Source organism: Seonamhaeicola sp. ML3 (assembly GCF_023273855.1).
Classification (GTDB): domain Bacteria; phylum Bacteroidota; class Bacteroidia; order Flavobacteriales; family Flavobacteriaceae; genus Seonamhaeicola.
The window spans coordinates 2898498-2921572 of sequence record NZ_CP096884.1; the positions used below are offsets into that span (position 1 = coordinate 2898498).

At 34.7% G+C, this 23075-nt stretch carries 21 protein-coding genes; 4 read left to right on the forward strand and 17 right to left on the reverse strand.

The window, feature by feature from the left end; genetic code table 11:
- The first annotated feature begins 5 nt into the window (after window positions 1–5).
- From M0214_RS12455 to M0214_RS12465, 3 genes are read left to right on the forward strand one after another with little or no spacing between them, the layout of a single operon-like run.
- Window positions 6–626, forward strand: coding sequence for a CatA-like O-acetyltransferase (locus M0214_RS12455; RefSeq protein ID WP_248722891.1), 621 nt, complete (start codon window positions 6–8; stop codon window positions 624–626).
- A 48-nt stretch (window positions 627–674) separates the two neighbouring features.
- On the forward strand, window positions 675–1757 hold the full coding sequence (locus M0214_RS12460) for an iron-containing alcohol dehydrogenase family protein (protein WP_248722892.1): 1083 nt from the start codon (window positions 675–677) through the stop codon (window positions 1755–1757).
- Between the two features lies 1 nt (window position 1758).
- Complete coding sequence (locus M0214_RS12465; protein ID WP_248722893.1) at window positions 1759–2307, forward strand: 1-acyl-sn-glycerol-3-phosphate acyltransferase; 549 nt, start codon at window positions 1759–1761, stop codon at window positions 2305–2307.
- Between the two features lie 167 nt (window positions 2308–2474).
- On the opposite strand, the gene M0214_RS12470 is transcribed toward M0214_RS12465, so the two are convergent.
- The 12 genes from M0214_RS12470 to thrA all read right to left on the reverse strand — a co-directional run bounded on the left by M0214_RS12470 (window position 2475) and on the right by thrA (window position 16798).
- Window positions 2475–5075, reverse strand: a complete 2601-nt coding sequence (locus M0214_RS12470; protein ID WP_248722894.1) for a zinc-dependent metalloprotease — start codon at window positions 5073–5075, stop codon at window positions 2475–2477.
- Window positions 5076–5469: 394 nt separating this feature from the next.
- Window positions 5470–6210 (reverse strand): YebC/PmpR family DNA-binding transcriptional regulator, encoded by a 741-nt coding sequence (locus M0214_RS12475; protein WP_248722895.1) that lies wholly within the window; start codon window positions 6208–6210, stop codon window positions 5470–5472.
- Window positions 6211–6267: 57 nt separating this feature from the next.
- Window positions 6268–6558: a 4a-hydroxytetrahydrobiopterin dehydratase gene (locus M0214_RS12480; RefSeq protein ID WP_248722896.1), complete on the reverse strand. Its 291-nt coding sequence runs from the start codon at window positions 6556–6558 to the stop codon at window positions 6268–6270.
- A 52-nt stretch (window positions 6559–6610) separates the two neighbouring features.
- Window positions 6611–7444 (reverse strand): sugar nucleotide-binding protein, encoded by an 834-nt coding sequence (locus tag M0214_RS12485; protein WP_248722897.1) that lies wholly within the window; start codon window positions 7442–7444, stop codon window positions 6611–6613.
- A 23-nt stretch (window positions 7445–7467) separates the two neighbouring features.
- Complete coding sequence (locus M0214_RS12490) at window positions 7468–8382, reverse strand: glutaminase (protein WP_248724961.1); 915 nt, start codon at window positions 8380–8382, stop codon at window positions 7468–7470.
- Window positions 8382–9464, reverse strand: a complete 1083-nt coding sequence (gene gcvT, locus M0214_RS12495; protein WP_248722898.1) for a glycine cleavage system aminomethyltransferase GcvT — start codon at window positions 9462–9464, stop codon at window positions 8382–8384. The genes M0214_RS12490 and gcvT overlap by 1 nt, the downstream gene beginning before the upstream one ends.
- A gap of 146 nt (window positions 9465–9610) precedes the next feature.
- Window positions 9611–10624 carry a T9SS type A sorting domain-containing protein gene (locus M0214_RS12500; protein WP_248722899.1) on the reverse strand — a complete coding sequence of 338 codons (1014 nt, stop codon included), beginning with the start codon at window positions 10622–10624 and terminating at the stop codon, window positions 9611–9613.
- A gap of 68 nt (window positions 10625–10692) precedes the next feature.
- Window positions 10693–11322 (reverse strand): hypothetical protein, encoded by a 630-nt coding sequence (locus M0214_RS12505; protein ID WP_248722900.1) that lies wholly within the window; start codon window positions 11320–11322, stop codon window positions 10693–10695.
- The gene (locus M0214_RS12510; protein WP_248722901.1) at window positions 11315–11794 is read right to left on the reverse strand and encodes an RNA polymerase sigma factor; all 480 of its coding nucleotides are present in this window, start codon (window positions 11792–11794) and stop codon (window positions 11315–11317) included. Before M0214_RS12510 ends, M0214_RS12505 begins: the two co-directional genes overlap by 8 nt.
- A 194-nt stretch (window positions 11795–11988) precedes the next feature.
- Window positions 11989–13281, reverse strand: coding sequence for a threonine synthase (gene thrC, locus M0214_RS12515; RefSeq protein ID WP_248722902.1), 1293 nt, complete (start codon window positions 13279–13281; stop codon window positions 11989–11991).
- Window positions 13282–13283: 2 nt separating this feature from the next.
- Window positions 13284–14207 (reverse strand): homoserine kinase, encoded by a 924-nt coding sequence (locus M0214_RS12520; RefSeq protein WP_248724962.1) that lies wholly within the window; start codon window positions 14205–14207, stop codon window positions 13284–13286.
- A 143-nt stretch (window positions 14208–14350) separates the two neighbouring features.
- Window positions 14351–16798, reverse strand: coding sequence for a bifunctional aspartate kinase/homoserine dehydrogenase I (gene thrA / locus M0214_RS12525; RefSeq protein ID WP_248722903.1), 2448 nt, complete (start codon window positions 16796–16798; stop codon window positions 14351–14353).
- A 431-nt stretch (window positions 16799–17229) separates the two neighbouring features.
- On the opposite strand from thrA, the gene M0214_RS12530 reads away from it, so the two are divergent.
- The gene (locus M0214_RS12530) at window positions 17230–18792 is read left to right on the forward strand and encodes an NAD(P)H-hydrate dehydratase (RefSeq protein WP_248722904.1); all 1563 of its coding nucleotides are present in this window, start codon (window positions 17230–17232) and stop codon (window positions 18790–18792) included.
- 94 nt (window positions 18793–18886) lie between these two features.
- On the opposite strand, the gene M0214_RS12535 is transcribed toward M0214_RS12530, so the two are convergent.
- From M0214_RS12535 to M0214_RS12555, 5 genes are all read right to left on the reverse strand, one after another.
- Window positions 18887–19942 carry a TlpA disulfide reductase family protein gene (locus M0214_RS12535; RefSeq protein WP_248722905.1) on the reverse strand — a complete coding sequence of 352 codons (1056 nt, stop codon included), beginning with the start codon at window positions 19940–19942 and terminating at the stop codon, window positions 18887–18889.
- Between the two features lie 104 nt (window positions 19943–20046).
- The gene (locus tag M0214_RS12540) at window positions 20047–20901 is read right to left on the reverse strand and encodes a substrate-binding domain-containing protein (RefSeq protein ID WP_248722906.1); all 855 of its coding nucleotides are present in this window, start codon (window positions 20899–20901) and stop codon (window positions 20047–20049) included.
- Window position 20902: 1 nt separating this feature from the next.
- Window positions 20903–21772, reverse strand: coding sequence for a nucleoside phosphorylase (locus tag M0214_RS12545; RefSeq protein WP_248722907.1), 870 nt, complete (start codon window positions 21770–21772; stop codon window positions 20903–20905).
- On the reverse strand, window positions 21762–22703 hold the full coding sequence (locus M0214_RS12550; RefSeq protein ID WP_248722908.1) for a DUF1835 domain-containing protein: 942 nt from the start codon (window positions 22701–22703) through the stop codon (window positions 21762–21764). Before M0214_RS12550 ends, M0214_RS12545 begins: the two co-directional genes overlap by 11 nt.
- 3 nt (window positions 22704–22706) lie before the next feature.
- Window positions 22707–23042, reverse strand: coding sequence for a translation initiation factor (locus M0214_RS12555; RefSeq protein WP_248722909.1), 336 nt, complete (start codon window positions 23040–23042; stop codon window positions 22707–22709).
- Between the last annotated feature and the right edge of the window lie 33 nt (window positions 23043–23075).

Below are 23075 nucleotides of genomic sequence, written 5' to 3' on the forward strand. Positions count from 1 at the left end.
TCATAATGAAAGTGATTGATATAGAACAATGGAATAGAAAGGCTCATTATGAACATTTTAGTGCTTTAAAAGATCCTTATTTCTCCCTAACAATCCCTTTCGATGTCACAAAGGCTCATGCTTTTTCTAAAGCTAATGGTATTAGCTTTTTTGCAAAATATTTACACGATTGCACAAAGGCAATCAATCGTGTTGAAAATTTGAAGTTTAGAATAGAAAATGAAAATATTGTGTCTTATGATGTTATACACGCTTCTGCAACTATTATGAGAACCAATAATACATTTGGATTTTCATTTATTGATTTCAATGAAAATTTAGATGAATTTATAAAAAATATAGAACAAGAAAAAAAACGTATTGAGCACACCAGCGATTTATACCCTCCAAAAAACGGTTTAGATTGTATTCATTGTTCGGCAATGCCTTGGGTTAATTTTACAGGGCAGAAAGAACCTATTTCAGGTAAAACAGAATCTGTGCCTAAGCTGGCTTTTAGTAAAATGGATAGGTTAGGAGGCGGTAAATTAAAAATGAATGTAGCGATTAGTGTTAACCACGCACTGGTCGATGGCTATCATGTAGGTTTGTTTTCTGAGAAATTTCAACAGTATTTAAATGAGTAAGTATCAAAATAGTCTTATTTTTACATTTCGAAAAAGAGAATATATTAGATGAGTTATAAAAACTTTCCCATGGTGCCAAGAGTCGTTTTTGGCAGAGGTAGTTTCAATCAATTAGGCGAAATATTAGCTCCAAAGCGCTTAAATATTAATGCTCCTTTTATATTTTTAGTTGATGATGTTTTTAAATCGGACTCTTGGCTTACCTCAAGAATACCATTGGCTTACAATGACCAAATCATTTTTGTTTCCGCTGCCGAAGAACCTAAGACAGAACAGGTTGATGAATTGGTTGAAAGTATTATTTTAAAATTTAATGAGCGGCCTTCAGGTATCATAGGCATAGGAGGTGGTACTTTATTAGATTTAGCCAAAGCAGTTTCAATCATGCTCACCAATAAGGGCAAAGCACAAGATTATCAAGGTTGGGACCTAGTTAAGAATAAGGCGATTTACCATGTAGGCATTCCAACCATTTCTGGAACAGGAGCAGAGGTTTCTAGAACAACAGTATTAACGGGGCCAGATAAAAAACTTGGAATAAATTCCGATTTCACACCTTTCGATCAAGTTGTCTTAGACTCAGAATTAACACAGAGCGTACCTAAAAACCAATGGTTTTATACCGGTATGGATTGTTATATTCATTGTATAGAATCATTAGAAGGTACTTACTTAAACACTTTTAGTCAAAGCTATGGCGATATGGCATTATCGTTGTGTGAAGAGATATTTCTTGATGACGATTTGAGTGTTACAGAGTCCCAAGAAAAACTCATGATGGCATCTTGGCATGGCGGTATGAGTATTGTTTACTCTCAAGTAGGTGTGGCCCATGCTATGAGTTATGGTTTGTCTTACTTGTTGGGAATTAAGCATGGTATAGGTAACTGTATAGTATTTGACCAATTGGAAGAGTTCTACCCAGAAGGCGTAAAGGTTTTTAAGGAAATGAAAGCAAAACATAATATTGTTTTGCCTCAAGGTATTTGTTCCAAATTAAACGATCAAGAACTTGATACAATGATAGATATTTCATTAGGTTTGGTGCCGCTTTGGGAAAATGCATTAGGTAAAAACTGGAAAAGGACAATTACAAGAAAAAAACTAAAAGCGCTTTACCTAAGAATGTAGTATGCAATGGCTAGCAAAACTCATTTACCATAATCTTTTAGGTTGGAAAGTAGTCGGAAACTCTAATCTTTCCAAAGAGCACATAAAGAAGGCTGTTATTATAGCAGCACCTCACACCAGTTGGCATGACTTTTACATAGGGATTCTTCTCAGAGCAGTCATAGGTGTCAAAACAAATTTTATTGGTAAGAAAAGTTTATTTCATTTTCCTGTTGGTTGGTTTTTTAGAGCCTTGGGAGGGATACCCGTAAATAGGTTTTCCAGTGAGAATAAAGTTGAACAAATAATCAATATTTTTAACAGTAAAGAAGAATTTAGATTGGGGATGTCTCCTGAAGGAACACGCAAGAAGGTTTCTAAATGGCGAACAGGATTTTACTATATAGCCAAGGAAGCCAAAGTACCTATTATTATGTTTACATTAGATTTTGAAAATAAACAAAATAAGATTTCACAACCTTTTTTCCCTTCAAATGACATAGAAGCCGATTTTGAGTTCATTCGTGGGTTTTTTAAAGGTGTGAAGGGAAAGATAATTGAATATTCGTAAAATCCTATAGATTAGGAAATAATGGCATGAATATTGCGATACAATTTATGTATTTGTAGATGAAACATAAAGTAAACAGAATTTGTCCCTAAAAAGAAACATTCACTTTTACATTAAAAAAGCAAAAAGCTATTTCCACAGAAATAGCTTTTTTTTTACTCTGTGTGCTACTTAATTTCTTTAAAGGCATTATCAATTAATGTTCTTAAGTGTTGTTTGTGGGCTTTAGAGCTAATATTTCCAGTATTAGTAGCCATAGATTTAATTCGCTTTAAATTATAGAGTGCCATAGATTTAGAGGTATTAGAAAACATGCTGTTTTGCTTACCTGTTAAGATATTAATTAATCTGTTGGTGTAGGCTAGTTGTAAGTTTTGTCTAAACGAATTTACATTACCATAAATATCCTTACTAAAAATAGATGCATTTAAATCGCTCATAAATTGAGATAGTTTATATTCATTGCCGTAAAGTTGAGAATCTGTAATACGCTGCAGTGTGTTAGGGTGTAGCAAATGACTCAAAACATTTTGTTGATAAGCCAGAATTTGCTTGTGAATTTTAGGGTCTTCAGGTTCATTTAAGAAGTCAAAACCTCGTCTTTGTCTGGCTAAGTAATTGTATAGATCATTCGGGGCATTAAACGCATCGGGTGCAAAAACATACATCTCCAAAGCCTTCATGGCCCGTTTTTGATCTTCTAATTTTACAGGAGTGTAGGGCTGTGTGGCGCCTTCCTGTCCAGCCATGGCCCGGTCTACATAAACACCACCAATATATCTTGAAATGATGTTTGCCGCGCCAGATTTTTGACCGCTTAGTAGCAAGTATACACGTCTTAGGTCTTCATACGATTTTCCGTCTCTTATAAAATTGTCTTTTGCAGTTTTCATCAGGTTCTGCGAGAGTTCAATTCTATCTATTGAATATTGGATAGCGTCGTTAGATTGATCGTGGATCATAACTCTTGGGTCTATAGCCTTTCCTGGAGAACGCATATCATCAGCGTCATTTCCAAATATAAGCTCAGGTTCGGTCGATCGATTAAGTAGACGGTTTTTTTCCTCTTCAGATTTAAAAGGAGTGTAACCAAATTGAATTGCCCAGATATCATAGGGGCCAACAGCTACGTCATCATATTGCCCCTGTTTTGTTCTATCTTTTGTAATATTTAAAGTAGCATAATCCATTACAGAACCGGTGAGGCATTTACCATCAATAAATTCAGGATTGCTTAATTCTGCTGGAGAGAATAACTGACTGGCTTTCATATTGTGGTTCAACCCTAAGGTATGGCCAATTTCGTGCATAATAAGAGCTGTCATGGATTCTTTTTTTATGCGTTCCATTTCTAAATCCGATGCTCCGGTTACAGAAGCTACTGCAGAGGCAAACATTATATCTTGATGCATAAATTTTCCAAGAGTACAATGTTCATGATTGTGCTCGTTCGAGTTATCATGGTTTTTAAATGGTTTTTCCAAACCGTGTAGGTTATAAATTTTGTCATAAAACACACGATTGGTAAAATGTACATATTCTAACATGATATCTGCACCCAAAATTTGCCCGGTCCTTGGATTTACTAAAATAGGTCCGTAACCTCCAAAGGGCGGTTGTGGAGATGAAGTCCACCGTAAAACGTTATAACGGATATCTCCTGCATCCCAATCAGCATCATCAGGTTGTTGTTTTACTACCATAGCATTTTTAAAACCTGCTTTTTCAAAAGCCTTGTTCCATTGCAAAACGCCATTTTTAATGGTCTCTCTCCATTCTAGAGGTGTAGAGTTTTCCATCCACCAAACGATAGGCTCTACAGGCTCTGAAATTTTTGCATTAGGATCTTTCTTTTGTAAGTTCCACCGGTGGATTAAATCTCTATATGGTGTTGATGATGTTGATGTTTGATCATCAACTTTAGTCATGAAATAGCCAACTCTGGGGTCGTCATATCTTGGTTCATAATTATTTTCAGGCATAGCAATAAGACTATGGAAAACCTTAATGCTCACATTTCTAGGGTCAGCTAAGGCGTTGGAACCATTACTAATTGTTGATGGATTTGAGTATACATATTCAATTTTAATATTAGTATTCTCGGGATAGTTTTTAATACTGTTTATTTTAGTTTTATTTTTATCTAAAGCTCCTAATTTAAATGAAAGTGATGAGCTTCCTGGTCGAGACGGGGACTTGATTCTTGAAAAAGTTTCCTTTAAAAACAAATCATTGGCCTTTATTAGGTAGCTTCCTGTTTTAGAATCTGAAGCTTCTATTTTTACACTAGCAATCGTACCATTGCTAGTATTTGCATTTTCAGATTTGGAAATAGGATTATTTGGGTCGAAATAAAACGATGTGTTTTGAACTATAAACTCAATTTTATCGAAATATTTTTCGATTTTGAATATTTTGGAGCCTCTGTAAGAGCCTCTATTAGCTTTTCCTTCTAGAACACCATCGGCTATTTGACTAAAATAAATGTATTCTTTTCCAATTTGATTTTCAGAAATGAGCATTTGTAGCGATCCATTTGTGGTATCTTGATAAATTGTAAAAAGCCCCTCTATTTTCTTGCTTTTTTTAACAAGGTCGGCAATACTTTTCTTTTTGGTTGTTTTAGGTTTGGGTGCTAAAGCTGTGGTGTTGGCTTTTTTCTTTTTACTCTTTTTATTTTGAGAATTTGAGGTTAGCGGAAAGACAAGTAGTATGATAGTGAGGAACATTAAGAAATACTGAGAAGTCTTGTTTTTAATAAAAATCATAACATTTAATTTGGGATTAGTCAATACTGTTTTTAAAATGACACCAAAATTAACCTTTAAGGCTAAAAAATGTTACAAAAAAATGTTAAAGTATAATATTTTATAAGTTGATATGTGGTCTATATCTCCCCAAATAGTAAAATATTTAAGTACATGTTTCGATGTAGATTCTATACTCTAAACCCATTAATTATCATAAATCTACTTCAAAACACCTGTGTAGAAAGTGGTTTATTTCCAATTAAATAGATTTTTTACTGGGTAAGGGGATAAATAAAGGACATTATCGGTCATATCATTGACTATGACCATCACCAATAATTCCCTATTTAGTTAGTTTTCGGGTTTTAAAGAGTTCTGTTTGAATAATAATAACTTAATTAAACCTAATAGGTTAAAGTTCCTGCATGGTGTGATATACGTTTTGTACATCGTCGTCTTCTTCAAGTTTTTCAAGAAGTTTTTCTACATCTGCTACTTTTTCGGCATCTAAAGGTTTGGTTACTTGAGGGATACGCTCAAATCCTGATGATAGGATTTCAATATTATTTTCTTCGAGGTAAGATTGAATTTTTCCAAAACTTTCAAAAGGCGCATAAATAATGATACTGTTCACTTCATTTCCATCGGCATCTTCATCGGTGTCTTCAAAAATTTCCTCAACGCCAAAATCGATAAGTTCTAGTTCTAATTCTTCTAGATCTAAATCATCGCCTTTTATCTTAAAATTACAAGTGTGATCAAACATGAAAACTACAGAACCTGAAGTTCCAAGACTACCATCACATTTATTAAAATAACTTCTAACATTGGCAACTGTTCTTGTGTTGTTATCTGTTGCCGTTTCTACTAAAATGGCAATACCATGAGGCGCATAGCCTTCAAAAATCACTTCTTTATAATCCCCTTGGCTTTTATCTGAAGCTCGTTTTATAGCTCGCTCAATGTTGTCTTTTGGCATATTAACAGACTTGGCATTCTGTATAACTGCACGTAATCGGGAATTACTATCTGGGTCAGGACCTCCTTCTTTTACAGCCATTACTATATCTTTACCAATACGTGTAAAGGCTTTGCTCATTGCCGACCAACGCTTCATTTTTCTTGCCTTTCTGAACTCAAAAGCTCTTCCCATAATCTAAATTTTAATTTTAATAAGCGAAAATAATTCGTTTTTCAGTTAGAGGCAAATTTATTCAACAGGCTCAACAATATTTTCAATAGCTTCAGCTAATTTAAAATCTTTTTCAGAAACCCCGTCAACATCGTGAGTGGAGAGTGAAATTGTTAATACATTATAGACGTTGCTCCAGTTAGGGTGATGGTTCAATGCTTCACATTCAAAAGCTATTCTGCTCATGGCGCTAAAACAATCCCTAAAATTGTCAAATTCAAATTCTGCGTGAATGGCGTTATCAAAATATTCCCAATCTGGGAAATGCAATAATCTTTTTTCAATGTCTTGTGTTGTCAATTTACTCATTAAAAGTATTTTAGAATTACTTGAACTAATTTAATGAATTCTACTGTTGCAATCAATTAATTTTTAAATCTTCTAAAATGTCGTTACTAACTATTTGCAAATGTTTGGGTAGCTTATTGGTTTTTGTAAGTACCGCTAAATAACGTTCTTCGTTTGTGGTATATACCCGTTTGTATATGGGTTTCTTATCTGTTAATTCTATAATTATTTCTTTTATAAAATCATCATGATGTACTAGGTCGGTACTGCCTAAATGAAATACACCATACTTACTTCTGTTAATTATATAATGTACTTGTTGGGTGAATTTATCGGCATTCGTAACATTCATAACCAGATTGGGAAAGACTTCAATAGGCTCTTGTTGTTTTATATTTTCGAGAATCTCCATTACACGGGGTGATTGTGAGCCAAAAACCATAGGCAATCTTAAAATTGCTACTTGTTTTTTGGGTAACCTTAGTAGCATATTTTCTATTTTTATCTTAAAGTGTCCGTAAATGCTGTTGCTCAAAGTTTTGTCATCTTCATAACTAGGGAATTTACTGTACGCATCGAATACATTGGCCGAGGACAGAAATATAATTTTTATTTTTTTAGAAAACACATATTCTGCTAGGTGTAAATGTAAAATTACCTGTTTAGAAAATTCACCACGTAGCGCAGAAATTATAATGGTAGGTCTTACAATATCTAGGATTTCATAAATATCATCTTCTTCAAAGTCATATTGATAAAACTGATGATTCTTTTCAAAATGCCTATTTGAAGTTCTGTAAGTACCATGAGTTTTAAAGTAAGGACAAAGCTCTTTATAAATAGCATTGCCAAGAAACCCGCTTGCTCCAAGGATTAATATTCTATGTTTACTTTCCGCGTTTTTCATACGTCATTTACAATGAAACCATTCTAAAAAATGGATAATTGTGTTTTTGTTGTAAACTGTTCTAAAGCGAGCATGCCTAACTTTGAGTTCCCTTTTTTATTTAGCCCAGGAGACCAGGTGGTAATTACGTAATGATCTGGCAATAGCGCAACGATTCCTCCGCCAACACCACTTTTACCGGGGAGGCCAACTTCGAAAGCAAATTCACCCGCTTCGTCGTAAAAACCACAGGTTAACATAATAGCGTTAATACGCTTTGCTTGTTGTTCGGAAAGTTGAGATTTTTCGAACAGACATTTTCCTTTGTTGGCAAAAAGATGAAAGGATTTAGTTATTTGTTGACAAGTCATCTCTAGAGCACATTGCATGAAATAGTAATCTAGAACTTCCTCGACAGGGTTTTCTAAGTTTCCAAAAGATTTTAGAAGATTAGCTGCTGCATAATTTCTAAAACCGGTTTCCTTTTCTGATTTAGCTATATTGAGATTATAGTGAATATTGTCATCTCCTGTGAGATTTCTAACATAATTGAGAAACTCAACCTTAGGATCATTGAATAAAGAAACAATAATATCCGCAACGACAATAGCACCTGAGTTTATGAAAGGGTTTCTAGGAATGCCATTTTCAATTTCAAGCAAAGCCAATTGATTGAAAGGGTGGCCTGATGGCTCTACACCCAACCGATTTAGAATAGTGCTTCCTTTTTTTGATGCCGCCAATGCCAAAGCGAGTACTTTAGAGATGCTTTGAATAGAAAAAGGTTTGTTACAATCTCCAACACCATACTCTTCACCGTTTTTTGTTCTTAAGTGAAGTCCAAAATTATTAATATCGATAAGTGCCAATTCTGGAATGTAAGAGGCAACCGTGCCTTTGTCTTTTTCCGAAATTACATGGGCATGAATATCATTTAAAATAGACTGATAATCCATAATTAAATATTGTAAAATGGCAACTTTACCACGGTTGCAGGAATTACTTTTTTACGAATTTGAATATTAATTTTGCTTCCAGCATTAGCAAATACAGTTGGTACGTAGCCTAACCCAATGCCTTTTCCTAAACTGGGAGACATGGTACCAGATGTAACTCGTCCAATTTTGTTACCATTGCCATCGACTATATCGTAGTCTTTTCGTGGAATACCACGTTCGTCTAATTCAAAAGCTACAAGTTTGTTTTCTGGTCCACGGTGTTTTTCGTCTTCTAAAGCTTTAGAATTTGTAAATGATTTTGTAAATTTAGTAATCCATCCTAAGCCAGCTTCAATAGGAGAGGTGGTATCGTCAATATCATTTCCATAAAGACAGTAGCCCATTTCTAGACGTAATGTGTCTCTAGCAGCCAATCCAATGGGTTTAATTCCGTAATCTGCTCCAGCTTGAAATACTTTGTCCCATATTTGTTTTACTTCAGAATTCTTACAATAAATCTCGAAACCACCGCTTCCTGTATATCCTGTGGCCGAAATAATAACATAATCTATACCTGCAAAATCTCCAACAATAAAATTGTAAAACTTAATAGCCGATAAATCATGACTGCTAAGGCTTTGCATGGCTTCAACTGCTTTTGGACCTTGTATGGCCAATAAAGCATAATCATCGCTTAAATCTCGCATGATTGCTCCCACATCATTTTTAGATGAAATCCAATTCCAATCCTTTTCAATATTACTGGCGTTTACTACCAACAAATAGGTGTTTTCTTTTACACGGTATATAATCAAGTCATCGACTATACCTCCTGTTTCATTGGGCATGCAGCTATATTGTGCTTTACCAATAGTAAGATTGGAAGCATCATTACTACTCACTTTTTGGATTAAATCCAGAGCACGGTCGCCTTCAATTAAAAATTCACCCATATGCGATACGTCAAATACTCCAAGGGCTTTTCTAACGGTTTCATGTTCAATGTTTACTCCTTCATATTGAACGGGCATATTAAACCCGGCAAACGGTACCATTTTGGCACCTAAGGCTTCATGTGTTGAAGTTAAGGCAGTTTTTTTCATTTATTGAATATTTAGATTTGAGTAAATCAACTTTACGTTGAGTACCAAGAGATATATTTCTGTGAAAAGTAAAGCATTTCTTTTTTAGTCCAAAAAAAAAGAGCCAATTTCCATTGACTCTTTCTGAAATTTTTAAAGCAATTACTTTATAGTTTTATTAATTTCTTAGTGAAATCTCTTCCGTTGCCTGTTTCAGAAATGAAATAAATACCACTACCAAGTCGACTAATATCTAGAGTTAACTTAGTGGCGTTATAATTTTTTCTGGTTATTACTGCGCCATGAATATTCGTAATGGTTATTACACCTCCGGTGACCGGCAAATTACTCAAATTTACTATTCCGCTTGTGGGGTTGGGAGATACTTTTATTGGGTTTGCTTTATCAAATTCGGTTGCAGATAAAGAACTGTCGAAACACAAGGATTCACTGTTGTTTAAGTTGAAAGCATTTGAGTCGCTTACACTTGTTCTTCTCAATACCATCTTGTCCATAAAGAAGAAACTAGATCTAGCATCGACTATAATCGAGTAATTTCCTGGGGTATTAAATGTTGCCCAAATAAACCTTTGAGAGACTCCATTGGACTTGGAATTGGTTACAAAACCCCAGCGGCTTGTAATAGGACCTGTAGGGTCACGATTCATAAACGCTTTGATATAGCCATTCACTTTGGCATCATCTGGACACCCTCTATTAGGATTAGAATTGCAGGTTGGTATGGGTTCTATAGCAGTTTCGTTAGGATTACCGTTTTGTGTCATGTACCAATCGTCGGCAACTATTCTTAGCCATGCATCATTATGTTCACCACGAGATGTTCCCGTTCCAATTCTACCTCGCCAGGCAAAACGATAAGTACCTGTTGTATTAATTTTAATATTGTAGGTTATTTGAGCATTATTAAGGGCGTTGAACGATTGTGTGCCATCCCAGTAAATATAGGTAATTGTAGAACCAGATAAGTTTGGGTCTGCTTCAGTACCTGTTTTCCAGTTTGAATTAGAGGGTAGAACACCAGATTCCATTTCAATAGTTAGAAGTCCGTTTAGTTCCTCAAAAGGCAAAGTGCCATCACATGCTGCTGTTTGAGCTGAAATGTATAGGTTAAATACAAAGGCAATAACAAATAGATTGTTTTTGAAAATAGTGTTTCTCATGAGTTATATTTTATTGTGATTTCTTAAAACTAGACTTAAAACTACCATATGTTGTCCTGTGGCTTTTATTATTCACTAGCTCTTAGTTCTTCCATATCATTTATCAATTCTCTCAACTTGTTAATTTCTTTGCCATAAATTAAGTCTAATATTTTTTTATAAAATGGAACGCTAAAAACCCAAATTAAGATAACAAAAGTAATAAAACCTAAACCAATATAAATAGCAACTGAATCATTTATAATCTGGTTAAAGCGTATTGGATGTCTTAATGATAAATTAAATAACTCGAGTAAAATTATCATTAATACAATCAAGGGTAACAAGTATTTTAAGACTCTTGAATATTTAGAAACATTACTTTGCCACCAAGAGTAGAAATTTTTCAAATATTCATAGGAGTTGGTTCCAAAATCAACTTGTTCTACAGATATTAACTGTTTTTTTCCAATAAAATATGCCACAGTACAAACTGCAAAAATAATACAGCCTGTTAAAATTTGTCCAAATATTATATACACAACTAAAAGTGTAAAAGCGACTACTATAGTACCTTTGTTGTTTGAATACATAGTGTTTTTTATTCTAGTTATAAGGTGTTTTGATTTCTGATTATAAAAGTTGATAAGTATAGGTACATCAAGGTTTTCGTTTTTGGTAAAACCTTCTTTCCAAATTTTTTCAATATTGTTATCCATCTAATATTTTTTTTAATCGTTCTTTAATTCTTTTAACTCTTGTGCTAATGTTTGATGCTGAAGTACCAATAATTTCAGCTATTTCTTTATAAGGTTTATCTTCTAAATATAGCAGTATTACTGCCCTGTCTATTTCAGATAATTGTTTGATAGCGTCATAAAGTTTATTAAGTGATTCATCACTAAAAACTTGATTTTCTTCTGTTATATTATTAGTTATATAATTTGATGCAAAAATATTCTCATTCCTCTTCTTTTTTAGTAATGTTAAAGAAGTATTAAGTGATATCTTGTATATCCATGTTGACCATTTTGCTTTTTTAGAAAAGTTATTTCTACTTTTCCATATTTGAAGGCATACTTCCTGATAATAATCTTCAAAATCTTCCTCTGTATTAGTGTAAGCTCTACAAATTTTTATGATTATTGCAGAATAAGGAAAGATATATTTCTGATAAAAACCGTCACTCAAAACATTGTTTTCTTAGTTAGTGGCGAAAATTAAAAAATATCACACTTTTATTTGAAGAATTTTGATTGCTGTATTTAATCTTGCAAAGTAGTATTCAAATTAGATAAAAAATATAATATAGCTAAATAATACAATAAAAAAATGCCAAAGCAAAGCCAAGGCATTTTTTGAAAATTTCATATAAAGGGAAAGCATTACTTCAACAAAAACGCCTTTAAATCTTCATAAGTAGAAATTACAACCGACTCCTTTTCTCTACCCATAACCTCTTGAATTTGTGCTGGTAGAGGCTGTTCTTCTTTAATTACTTTTTCAACCACATCTAAAAACTTGGTTGGGTGTGCTGTTTCCAAAAAGGCACAATGCGCATTTGGGTTGTCTTTTAAGTATGCTTTGCTTCCTAAGTAGCCAACGGCTCCATGTGGGTCTGCTACATAATTAAAGTCATTATGCATCTCCAACATGGCTTCTTTGGTCTCATCATCAGTGAAACTGAAAGAGGACACGTTTTCTTTTAGGTTTTCGAACTGATTTTTGTAAATTTCTTGGATACGAATAAAGTTACTTGGTGCTCCAACATCCATAGCGTTGCTGATAGTTTGGATTGATGGTTTTGGTTCGTATAGTTGTGATTGTAAATAGCGCGTCACAACATTATTTACATTATTTGAAGCTATAAAATGTTTAATTGGTAGTCCTAGTTGTTGCGCCATCATACCTGCACAGATGTTTCCAAAGTTTCCGCTTGGCACCGAAAACACAATATCATCATAAGTTCTATGAAGCTGTTTATAGGCGAACATAAAATAGAACAATTGGGGCAACCAACGTGCTACATTGATAGAGTTGGCAGAGGTTAATTGCATTTTGCTTGTTAAAGCCTCATCTAAAAAGGCGGTTTTAACCATGGCTTGACAATCGTCAAAAGTGCCATTAACTTCTAAAGCTTTGATGTTTTGACCTAAAGTGGTTAACTGCTTCTCTTGAATATCACTTACTTTTCCGCTAGGGTAGAGTATCACTACATTAACACCTTTTACACCTAAAAAACCATTGGCTACAGCACCTCCAGTATCTCCAGAGGTAGCAACTAGAACAGTAACCTCATTATCATTATCCTTGTTGAAATAGCCCAGGCATCTTGCCATAAAGCGTGCACCTACATCTTTAAACGCCATGGTTGGTCCATGGAACAATTCTAAAGTAGAAATGTTGTCATTAAGTTTTACAACCGGAAACTCAAAAGACAAGGTCTCCTCTACAATAGTTCTTAATACATCTTCCGGAATTTCAGGATACACAAATTGTTTGATAGCCTCAAATGCTATTTCCGAGTTTGATAAACTATCTATATTTTTGAAAAAATCTTCAGATAAAGGTGTAATGCTTTCTGGAAAATACAATCCTTTGTCTGGCGCCAATCCTTTTACAACGGCGTTTTCAAATGTTGAATCTGGTGCTTGTTTATTTAATGAATAGTAGTTCATTTCTAATTCAATATTTTAATTCCTTGGGTATTAATTTTTGATACGTGAATATCAAAATCAATCCCTGTTTTAGAATATATTTTTTCTATAGCATCTTTCACATTTAATGCTGTTTCTTGTCCTTTACTTAGAGAAAAGATTGAAGGTCCAGAACCTGAAATACCAGAGCCTAAAGCCCCTGCATTTAAAGCTGCTTTTTTCACGTGGTTAAAATGAGGAATCAATTTGCTTCTATGTGGTTCTACAATCACGTCTTGCAACGAGCTTTTTATAACCTCATAATCGCCAGTATGCAGTCCATGAACCAAACCTCCAAGATTAGCCCATTGTTTAATGGCATCTTGTAATGATACTTCTTTTGGTAAAAGTGCTCTAGCATCAGCTGTTTTTATTTCAATCTGCGGATGTATTATTGTAGCATACAAATCAATAGGTGAGGGAATTTCTAATATTTGCAATGGCGAAACACTTTTGGCTAATATGAACCCTCCAAAAATAGCTGGACCAATATTATCGGCATGTTCGCTTTTGCTAATAAACGCTTCACCTTTCATGGCAAACTCGGTTAATTCCGTTTTATTGAATGGTCTATTCAAAAGCTCATTCATGCCAAAAACACTACCTACGGCACTTGCGGCACTACTGCCAATACCACTTCCTGGCTTGATTTTTTTATAGATTTCAATTTCAAAACCAAAATCGAGGTTAAGTGCCTCATACATCGCTAAAGCTGAAATACCTGCAACATTTTTGTCTACCTCGTAAGGCAAATCAAATCCTTCAATCTTGCTAATGCGAATGCCTTTTTGGTCAATTTTTCTAATGACCATTTCGTCACCAACATTATCGAGGCAAAAGCCCATGACGTCAAAACCACAAGACACGTTGGCAACTGTACCAGGAGAAAATATTTTTATTTCGTTCATTTTATCTATCAAATAACTTTCGGCTGCACTGGAGCAAGAAATATCACTTTCTTTATGTAATTCCATTTTTAGTATTCAGTTTTTCAGTAAGTATTAGTTAGCAGCTGTCTTTAACTTGGCTTATGCTTACTATCTCCTAAAATTTAATCATTCCCTAACCGTATTATGTCCGCAAACAATCCAGAAGCTGTCACATCGGCACCAGCACCAGCTCCTTTAATTATCATAGGTTGTTTAGGGTAACGCTCAGTATAGAACATTACAATATTATCACTTCCCTCTAAATTATAGAATGGATGGCCTAAAGGGATTTCCTGTAAACTTACGCTAGCTTTACCTTCGTCAAATTTGGCAACATATTTTAATTGACAATTTTTTACTTTTGCAGAAGCGTAAAGACTTTGGTAATGCGCTTCATCTTGAATTAAAGTATCATAGAAATCATCAACCGTATCGCTTTTCAGACCAGCTTCTGACAGGAAAGAAGTATTTTCAATATCCTCTAAGTTCATTTCAACACCACTTTCTCTAGCAAGAATTAAAATCTTTCTAGCAACATCTACACCACTTAAATCTATTCTTGGGTCTGGTTCTGTATAACCTTCTGCTGCAGCTTGTTTTACAACATCGTAAAACTTAACTGTATCATTAAAGTTATTAAATACAAAGTTTAAACTCCCCGATAATACCGCTTGTATGGAATTAACCTTATCACCAGAAGCAATCAAGTTATTTAAGGTGTCAATTACCGGTAAACCCGCGCCAACATTAGTTTCAAACAAGAATGGCGCATTGTATTTAAGCGATAAACGCTTTAATTCTTTATAGTTTAAATAATCACTAGAACATGCAATTTTATTACAGGCTACAACAGAAATACTCTCTCTTAAATATTGAGCGTATAAGTCTGCTACATCTTTATTTGCAGTAACATCAACAAAAATACTGTTGCGTAGATTTAGTGATTTGGCCTTTTCGAAGAAGCCCTGTAACGAGGCTTGTTCTCCTTCTGCTAATTGCTCTTTCCATGATTTTAAGTCGATACCGCTTTGATCAAAAATCATTTTTCGTGAATTAGACAAACCAACAACACGCATGCTAATTTTAAGGTTTTCCTTTAAATATTTACGCTGTTGCTTTATTTGTTCAACTAAACGCTCACCTACATTGCCTACTCCTGTAATAAATACATTGAGTTGTTTTGTTTTGGCTTCAAAAAATTGTTCGTGCAGTACGTTTAATGCTTTCTTTACATCATTTTCAGCGATAACCACAGAGATGTTTTTTTCTGAAGCACCCTGAGCAATAGCTCTTACATTTACATTGTTTTTACCCAAAGCACTAAACAGCTTACCACTAATGCCCTGGTGATTTTTCATATTGTCTCCAACCAAAGCAACTATTGATAAATTGTTTTCAATAATTATTGGGTTTATTTTATGAAGCGCAATTTCGTTCTCAAACGTAGCATCAATGGCTTCTTTTGCAGCTTCAGCATCTTTAGCTTCGATTCCTAAGCAAATAGAATGTTCTGAAGAGGCTTGCGTAATTAAAATAATATTGATTTTCTCTTGCGATAACGTTTCGAATAAACGCTTTGAAAACCCAGGAATACCAACCATACCGCTCCCTTCGAGCGTTAGCAATGAAATATTACCAATATTACTAATGCCCTTAACAGGTGTACTAGACTTTAAAGCATCATTAGAAATTTTAGTCCCAGGCGCTTCTGGCTCCAAAGTATTCTTGATATAAATCGGAATTTCTAAATCTAAAACTGGCTGAACTGTAGGTGGATAAAGTACTTTTGCGCCAAAATGAGATAACTCCATGGCCTCTTGATACGAAATCTCCTGAATAGGATAAGCCTGTTTTACCATTTTGGGGTTAGTTGTAAACATACCGCTTACATCGGTCCAAATTTCTAATTGATTCACTTTTAATGCGGCAGCCACAATTGCAGCAGTAAAATCTGAACCACCGCGTCCTAAAGTTGTTTGTTCTCCAATAACAGATTTCGATACAAACCCCGGAAGAATTGTGATTTGTTGTGAAGCTGCACCAAAATAATCTTGAATATTTTTATTTGTGATACTATAATTAACTTCTGCTTTCGTGAAAACCGAATTGGTAACCACAAGTTCTTGAGAATTTTTACGTTCAGCAGAGAGACCTCTACTTTTCATAGTTTCGGCAATAATGAACGACGATAATAATTCACCGAAACTTACTAACTTATCAGATGTTTTAGGGGACAGTTCGTTAATCAAGAAAATACCGTTTAGCAAATTTTCTAGCTCCTCTAATTTTTCACTAACCACAGGGGCGATAGCAGACCCATCATCATCAGGATTTAATTCATAAATTATATCAAAGTGAATTTTAGCTATTTCTTCAAAAGTCTCTGTATAAGACTTGTCTTTGTTCTGTGCTTGTTTACCAGCTAAAAGTAACTTGTCGGTTATACCGCCAACTGCAGAAACCACACATATTACAGTATCACTTTTAGAATAATCTTCTAAAATATTTATAACGTTATTTATGTTTTTTGAAGAACCTACAGAAGTTCCTCCAAATTTTAAAACCTTCATTTTTTAATGAATTGATAATTGAAAATATATTTTGAGTTGTGATTGATATAGAAACCACAAAAATAGCCTGAAGTATATATTATTAACAACCCCAAAGGGTAGTCGTTGTAGTAGTACCAATGAAAGAAGTCGTTCCTTTAGAAAAAGAAGCGGAAACAAATCTTGTATTTTGGTCTAAATGGTTCATAAAAGCTATGATAATGCAAGCCAAAAGTATTACATTTAGCCTAATAAAAAAACTAAATTTAATTTTTTATAATATTCTTAAACAGAACTTCTTTTCTTTCAATAAAATCAATGTATTTTAACAAGAATTGGAAAATCAATAATCAAAAAAAATAATAAAAAGCGCCCTGCCTTTATGTTTTTAATGTAACAGGTAGTGACATGGTGAATTACATCTAACCGATGAAAATAACTAATAAAAACAAATGAAAATATTCTCTAAGGAGCAGGTTTACGAGGGAGATAGACTAACTGCAGAAAGACAACAAATTACATCTACCGAATTAATGGAGCGTGCCGCAACCCAAATTTTCAATTGGATGCACATGCGTATGCAAGGTGCTCAAGTACCTGTGCATGTGTTCTGTGGTATAGGGAATAATGGTGGTGACGGACTCGTTTTAGCCAGGCATTTAATAACTCACGGCTATAATGTGAAAACCTATATCGTAAACTATAGTGACAAACGATCAAAGGATTTTCTAATTAATTACGACCGTATTAAATCGGTAACCAAATCTTGGCCTCAAATGATGACTTGTGAGGCCGATTTCCCAGAAATTCATCCAGATGACATTATTGTTGATGCTATTTTTGGAATAGGCTTAAACAGGCCGGTAGTAGATTGGGTGAAAAAACTTTTTATGCATTTCAGATCAACAAAGGCTTTTACATTATCTGTCGATATTCCTTCCGGTTTACAAACTGATCAAGTACCAGAAAATGAAAACGATGTTGTATGGGCTGGTTATACACTAAGCTTCGCTTCACCAAAATTAATATTCTTTTTACCAGAAACGGCAAAGTATACGGTGCAATGGGAGGTATTGGATATTGGTCTAGACCCAGAGTTCTTGCATACAACCCAGACCGATGTTGAACTTATTGGTAAATATGAAGTCTTACCTATTTATGTCCCCAGAGATAAATTTTCACATAAAGGGCAATTTGGACATAGTTTAATAATTGGAGGGAGTTACGGAAAGATTGGAGCAGTGACTTTAACGAGTAAAGCGGCTTTGTCTGCAGGCGCAGGATTGGTTTCTGTATTCACACCAAAATGTGGATATAATGTTATACAATCGGCTTTTCCAGAAGCTATGGTATTCACGGATGAAAACGAAAAACTGGTTACATATATCAATTTTGATATTGAACCAACCGTTGTAGGCGTTGGAGTAGGCCTTGGTACAGATGTTAAAACCATAAGTGCTTTTGAAGCTTTTCTAAAGCAAAATAAATCCCCTCTTGTTATTGATGCCGATGGTATAAATATATTATCTAAAAAGAAAGCTCTGTTGAAGCTATTGCCCGAAAACACAGTGCTTACACCGCACCCTAAAGAACTTGAACGACTTATTGGTACTTGGAAAAATGATTTTGACAAGCTGGATAAGGTAAAAGCCTTATCAAAAAAGCACAAGGTTGTTGTTGTTATTAAAGGCGCCAATAGCATAACGGTTTTAGAAGATAAATTATACGTTAATACTACAGGCAACCCTGGATTGTCTACAGCAGGAAGTGGGGACGTTCTTACAGGGATTATTACAGGTCTAATATCGCAAGGCTACAATCCTTTAGTAGCCTCAATTTACGGGGTTTACTTACATGGAAAATCGGCAGATATAGCTGTTGAAGATTTTGGCTACCAAAGTTTAATTGCCAGCCATATTATTGAATATTTGGGTGAAGCATTTCTGGATATGTTTAAGCAACCTGAACAGCAACAGCCATCTGATGAAAATGGCAATGATAAAGAACAGCAGTAGTTATGCTCTCACTCTGAATTTGTATCAGCACGACATGAATAATACAAAAAAATCCTCTTGAAAAAGAGGCTTTAGTGTTTTTTTGAATCGTTTCTTAGATTTCTAATGTGTCAAATAAGCTAATTAGCTTAGGACTCGACGGTCTTGGTGCATTGGCGTCTACTATATTGCCATCAGGGTCAATTAGAATGAATCTTGGTATTCCCATGATCTTGTATCCTTGAACAAAGTCAGACTTCCATGCTTTATCCGCAAGTAACTGAATGCCTCCCATATCTTTTTCAGCAATCATTTTTTTCCAACCTTCTACGGCGGCAGATTTTCTCTCTTCTGGTGTAGCGCCTTTAAAACCTCTACCTTCGTCTACAGAAATACTAACAAAGGCTATGTTCTTTCCGTCATATTTATCTTCAACTTCTTTTAAGAAAGGAATTTCCCTTTTACATGGACCACACCAAGTTGCCCAAACATCTATATAAACGTATTTACCCTTTAAATCGCTAAGGGAGGTGGTACCGCCATTATAGTTCTTGTAATTAGTAAAAGAGGGGGATGGTTTTCCTATTAAATCATCGTATTGGCTAGACTTAGCTTTTTGCTGACGATATACACCTAGGAGTCCTTCTTGCATTTGAGCTAAACTATTTCGTTCATTTACTGCGACTGTAGAATCTATATTTTTATAACTATCCAATAAATCCGTAAAGGTTTTTTGCAAGTTAGCAACTTTAGTCTTGAATGCTTCTTCTTCTAACTCTAAGAGGTTTGGGGTAAATTCTTTTTCTTGAACTAAGCTCTTTTTTGCTAAATAGTTACTGGTTTCTGCGCCTTTGCCTGTGTAAACGATAGTTTCATCAAATGCTTTTGTATCTAGGGTTAAGTTAATATCTACATCATTTTCTAAAAATAAAAATGTAGATTCTTTTCCGTCGAATAAGTTATATACGCCCGGCTCTACCTTTAGGGTATCGCTGAAGCTTCCGTCTTGATTTACTTTTAGGGTTTTAGAAAAGCCGTTATATGATCTTATAATTAAAGAATCGCTATTTCTGTTAGTTATTTTCCCAGAAAGAGTGGCGTAATCTTTAGGATCTGTTTGGCAACTCATTACTATTATTGCCAGAAGTGCTATTAATAATTTTTTTTCCATTACAAGTTATTATTGTCTGCCAAAAGTAAGCATTTGAGGAACTTTTGAAATAACATTTTCATTATTATTAACATTTACATGATTGCGTTTTATACAATAGCGTTTTAGAAATTATAAATAACCCTATTGTAATCTACTGTCTCTGGTATAATTTTAAGATTGAATAGTTCTTTTTGAATTTTGGAAATTGTTTTGTTACTAATGACATCCTGAGACCATTCCGTTAAGCTTAACCATTCTTGAACATCTGCCAGTTGTTGCTCGTATCTGTTGGCTATGGTCTTGTCTATACTAGGGATATGTTTGAAATCTACTGAAGTAGTGTTGATTATTTCCAAAATGGTTTCCAGAGTTTCTTTTTCCGAAGTAATAAACTCTTCCCTTACGGCAATTACAAAGCAAGGCCATGGTGTTGGGCAGTTATTTATGCTTCTGAACACACCGCTATCAACCAAAGGTTTTGTAGTAAACTTTTCCCAAAGGAAATAATCTGCAGTTCCATTGGTTAGTGCTTCTACAGCACCATTTAAGTTTTTGATAACACTGAATTCTAAATCGTTTTCTAAATTCCAATTATTGTTTTCGGCGTTTATGTATGCCATCAAATGCGAACCAGAACCATATCTGCTTATGGCGGCTTTTGTGCCTTTTAGGTCTTCAATAGTTTTGTAACTGGATTGATCCCCTACATGAATACCCCAAATTAAAGGGGATTCAACATAAGTCTGCACTATTTTACTGGGGTTTCCAGCAATAATATCTTTAATTATACCTTCTGTTAAAATAATAGCAATATCAATGTCTTTATCTCGAAGCGCTTTACACATGGCGCCCGTTCCTCCGTGGTAATCGCTCCATTTTAAATCAATACCTTGACTTTCAAATTCTTCATTCTCAATCGCTAAATGCCAGGGCAGATTAAAATGCTCTGGAACGCCTCCAATGTTTACTTCCTTCAACTTATTCTGAAATTTTATTTAGTGTATATTTTATTAGATTTTCTACTGTTTGCCCTGGTTTTAAACTGAAGTTTCCAGTAGCTCTATTTGCAATAATGGCATTTAATGAAACAGCATGATGACCTAACAGTTTACAAAGTCCATAAATGGCTGAAGTTTCCATTTCTAGATTAGTAACCCTAATGCCGTTAAAAACAAAAGCATCCATTTTTTCATTTAAACTGGAATCTTGTACGGGTAGTCTCAACACCCTTCCTTGGGGACCATAAAAGCCGCCGGCAGTGGCGGTCATACCTTTAAAGATGTTTGGGCCATCAAACTTTTGCTGCAATTCAAAACTGTTTTTAACAATAATAGGGTAGGCTTTGTTAGTACTCCACTCTGTTTGTTTTACAAATGCCTGTTCTATTTCTGGGTTTTTTATAGTGTCTATTTGGTAGAAATGTAACATACCGTTTAAATCGAGACCATATTCACTCAGGACAAAAGAATCTACGGGAACATCGCTTTGAAGCGAACCTGATGTGCCAACTCTAACAATATTAAGGGCAGTGGTTGTTTCTTTCGGTTTTCTTGTGGATAAATCTATGTTTACAAGGGCGTCTAGTTCATTAAGAACGATATCAATATTATCTGGCCCTATACCAGTAGAAATCACTGTCAATCTCTTGCCTTTGTAATGCCCTGTATGTGTTTTAAATTCACGCTTTTGCGTTTTAAACTCAATGGTATCGAAATGCTTAGAAACTTTATCAACCCTATCCTGGTCACCAACAAAAATAATGGTATCGGCAATATTCTCGGGTTTTAGGTTAAGATGATAAACACTACCATTAGGATTTAAAATTAATTCAGATTCTTTAATGGGCATTTGCAATAGTTTTTACGAGCTTATTTTCTTTTTTACTGAATTGAAAGTCACATTTTTTAACGCCACCAAATACAGAGGCATCATTTATTTCTTTAGTAAAATTATGCTGCCCCAATAAGGCCTCATGTCCCTTCCTGTTAAGTTTAATGCCATTTTCATCTTCTGAATAGAAAATAGACAATTGGTTGATAATCCTGCCTAACTGCATGTCGCCAAACCCATAGAAACCTTGATAGTTTAAAGCATAGCCCAAGAGATGGTGTTTAGATTTGATGGTGTTCTTATCTAAGATTTCCAAAATGTTGTTTTCTATGGTGCTTAAGCCACTTTTACTGTCAGGAAATCGCTTTAAATGCGCTTTCAGGCAGTTGCTCATATAATCAAAAGAGGAGCTTTTAACAATGAATGGCTTAAATAGGTTGTGGTCTTTTCCGTTGTAAATTTGCCAGAGGCTTTCGGCATGTTCTATATCTTCTTCCTTTAGAAGCACTCTATTGGTGTAGTGGGCTGTGAGTTGATCGGAACTTAATTCGGAAAGCCCCTTGAGGTTTTTGCTTCTTGCTATGCGTCCACTACACACCAAAGAAATGGGGAGTTTTATTTTCTTTTGTCTTAACAGGCTTATAACGGCAATGAGGTTGATATGACAAAACAAGTCGTATTCAAACCAAAGTACAATTTCAGAATAATCGTCAACATGGTCTAGTCTCGAAATTTCTGCTTTAAAGGCATCGATATCCAAATAAACATTATAAGTTTTTGAGAAAAAATTTGCTCTGGCTTTAAAGAAATCATCCGATTGAATATCAACTCTGGTAGGGCCTTCACATAGCATTTCGTGCCAAGTAATAAGATCACCTTTGTAACCAGACTCGCTAAGGTAATTGGTTAAAGCCCCGCCGTTTGTAATATGCAATTGTTTATTCCCCATATATTAACCGCCTACACGTTTTACTTTAAAGCCCTTGTCTTTAAGGATATTCATGATTTTATCTCTATAGTCACCCTGAATAATTATTTTGTCGCCTTTAAAACTGCCACCTACACTTAGTTTTGTTTTTAGTTCTTTGGCTAATTGTTTAAAGTCTTCGGTAGCCCCAGTGTAACCCTCAAGAATTGTTATTGGTTTACCTTTACGTTTCTCGTATTTGCAAATAATGGGGTCATCTTGAATCCATAGTCCATCAGTATTGTCTTCTTGAGCTTCAGCAGAAGCATTTTCAGAAACATGGTCTGGAAATAAGTTTTTTAATTGATCTTGTAAATCCATTTTCGTCCCTCTTAATCTCCCCTTAGGGGAGAA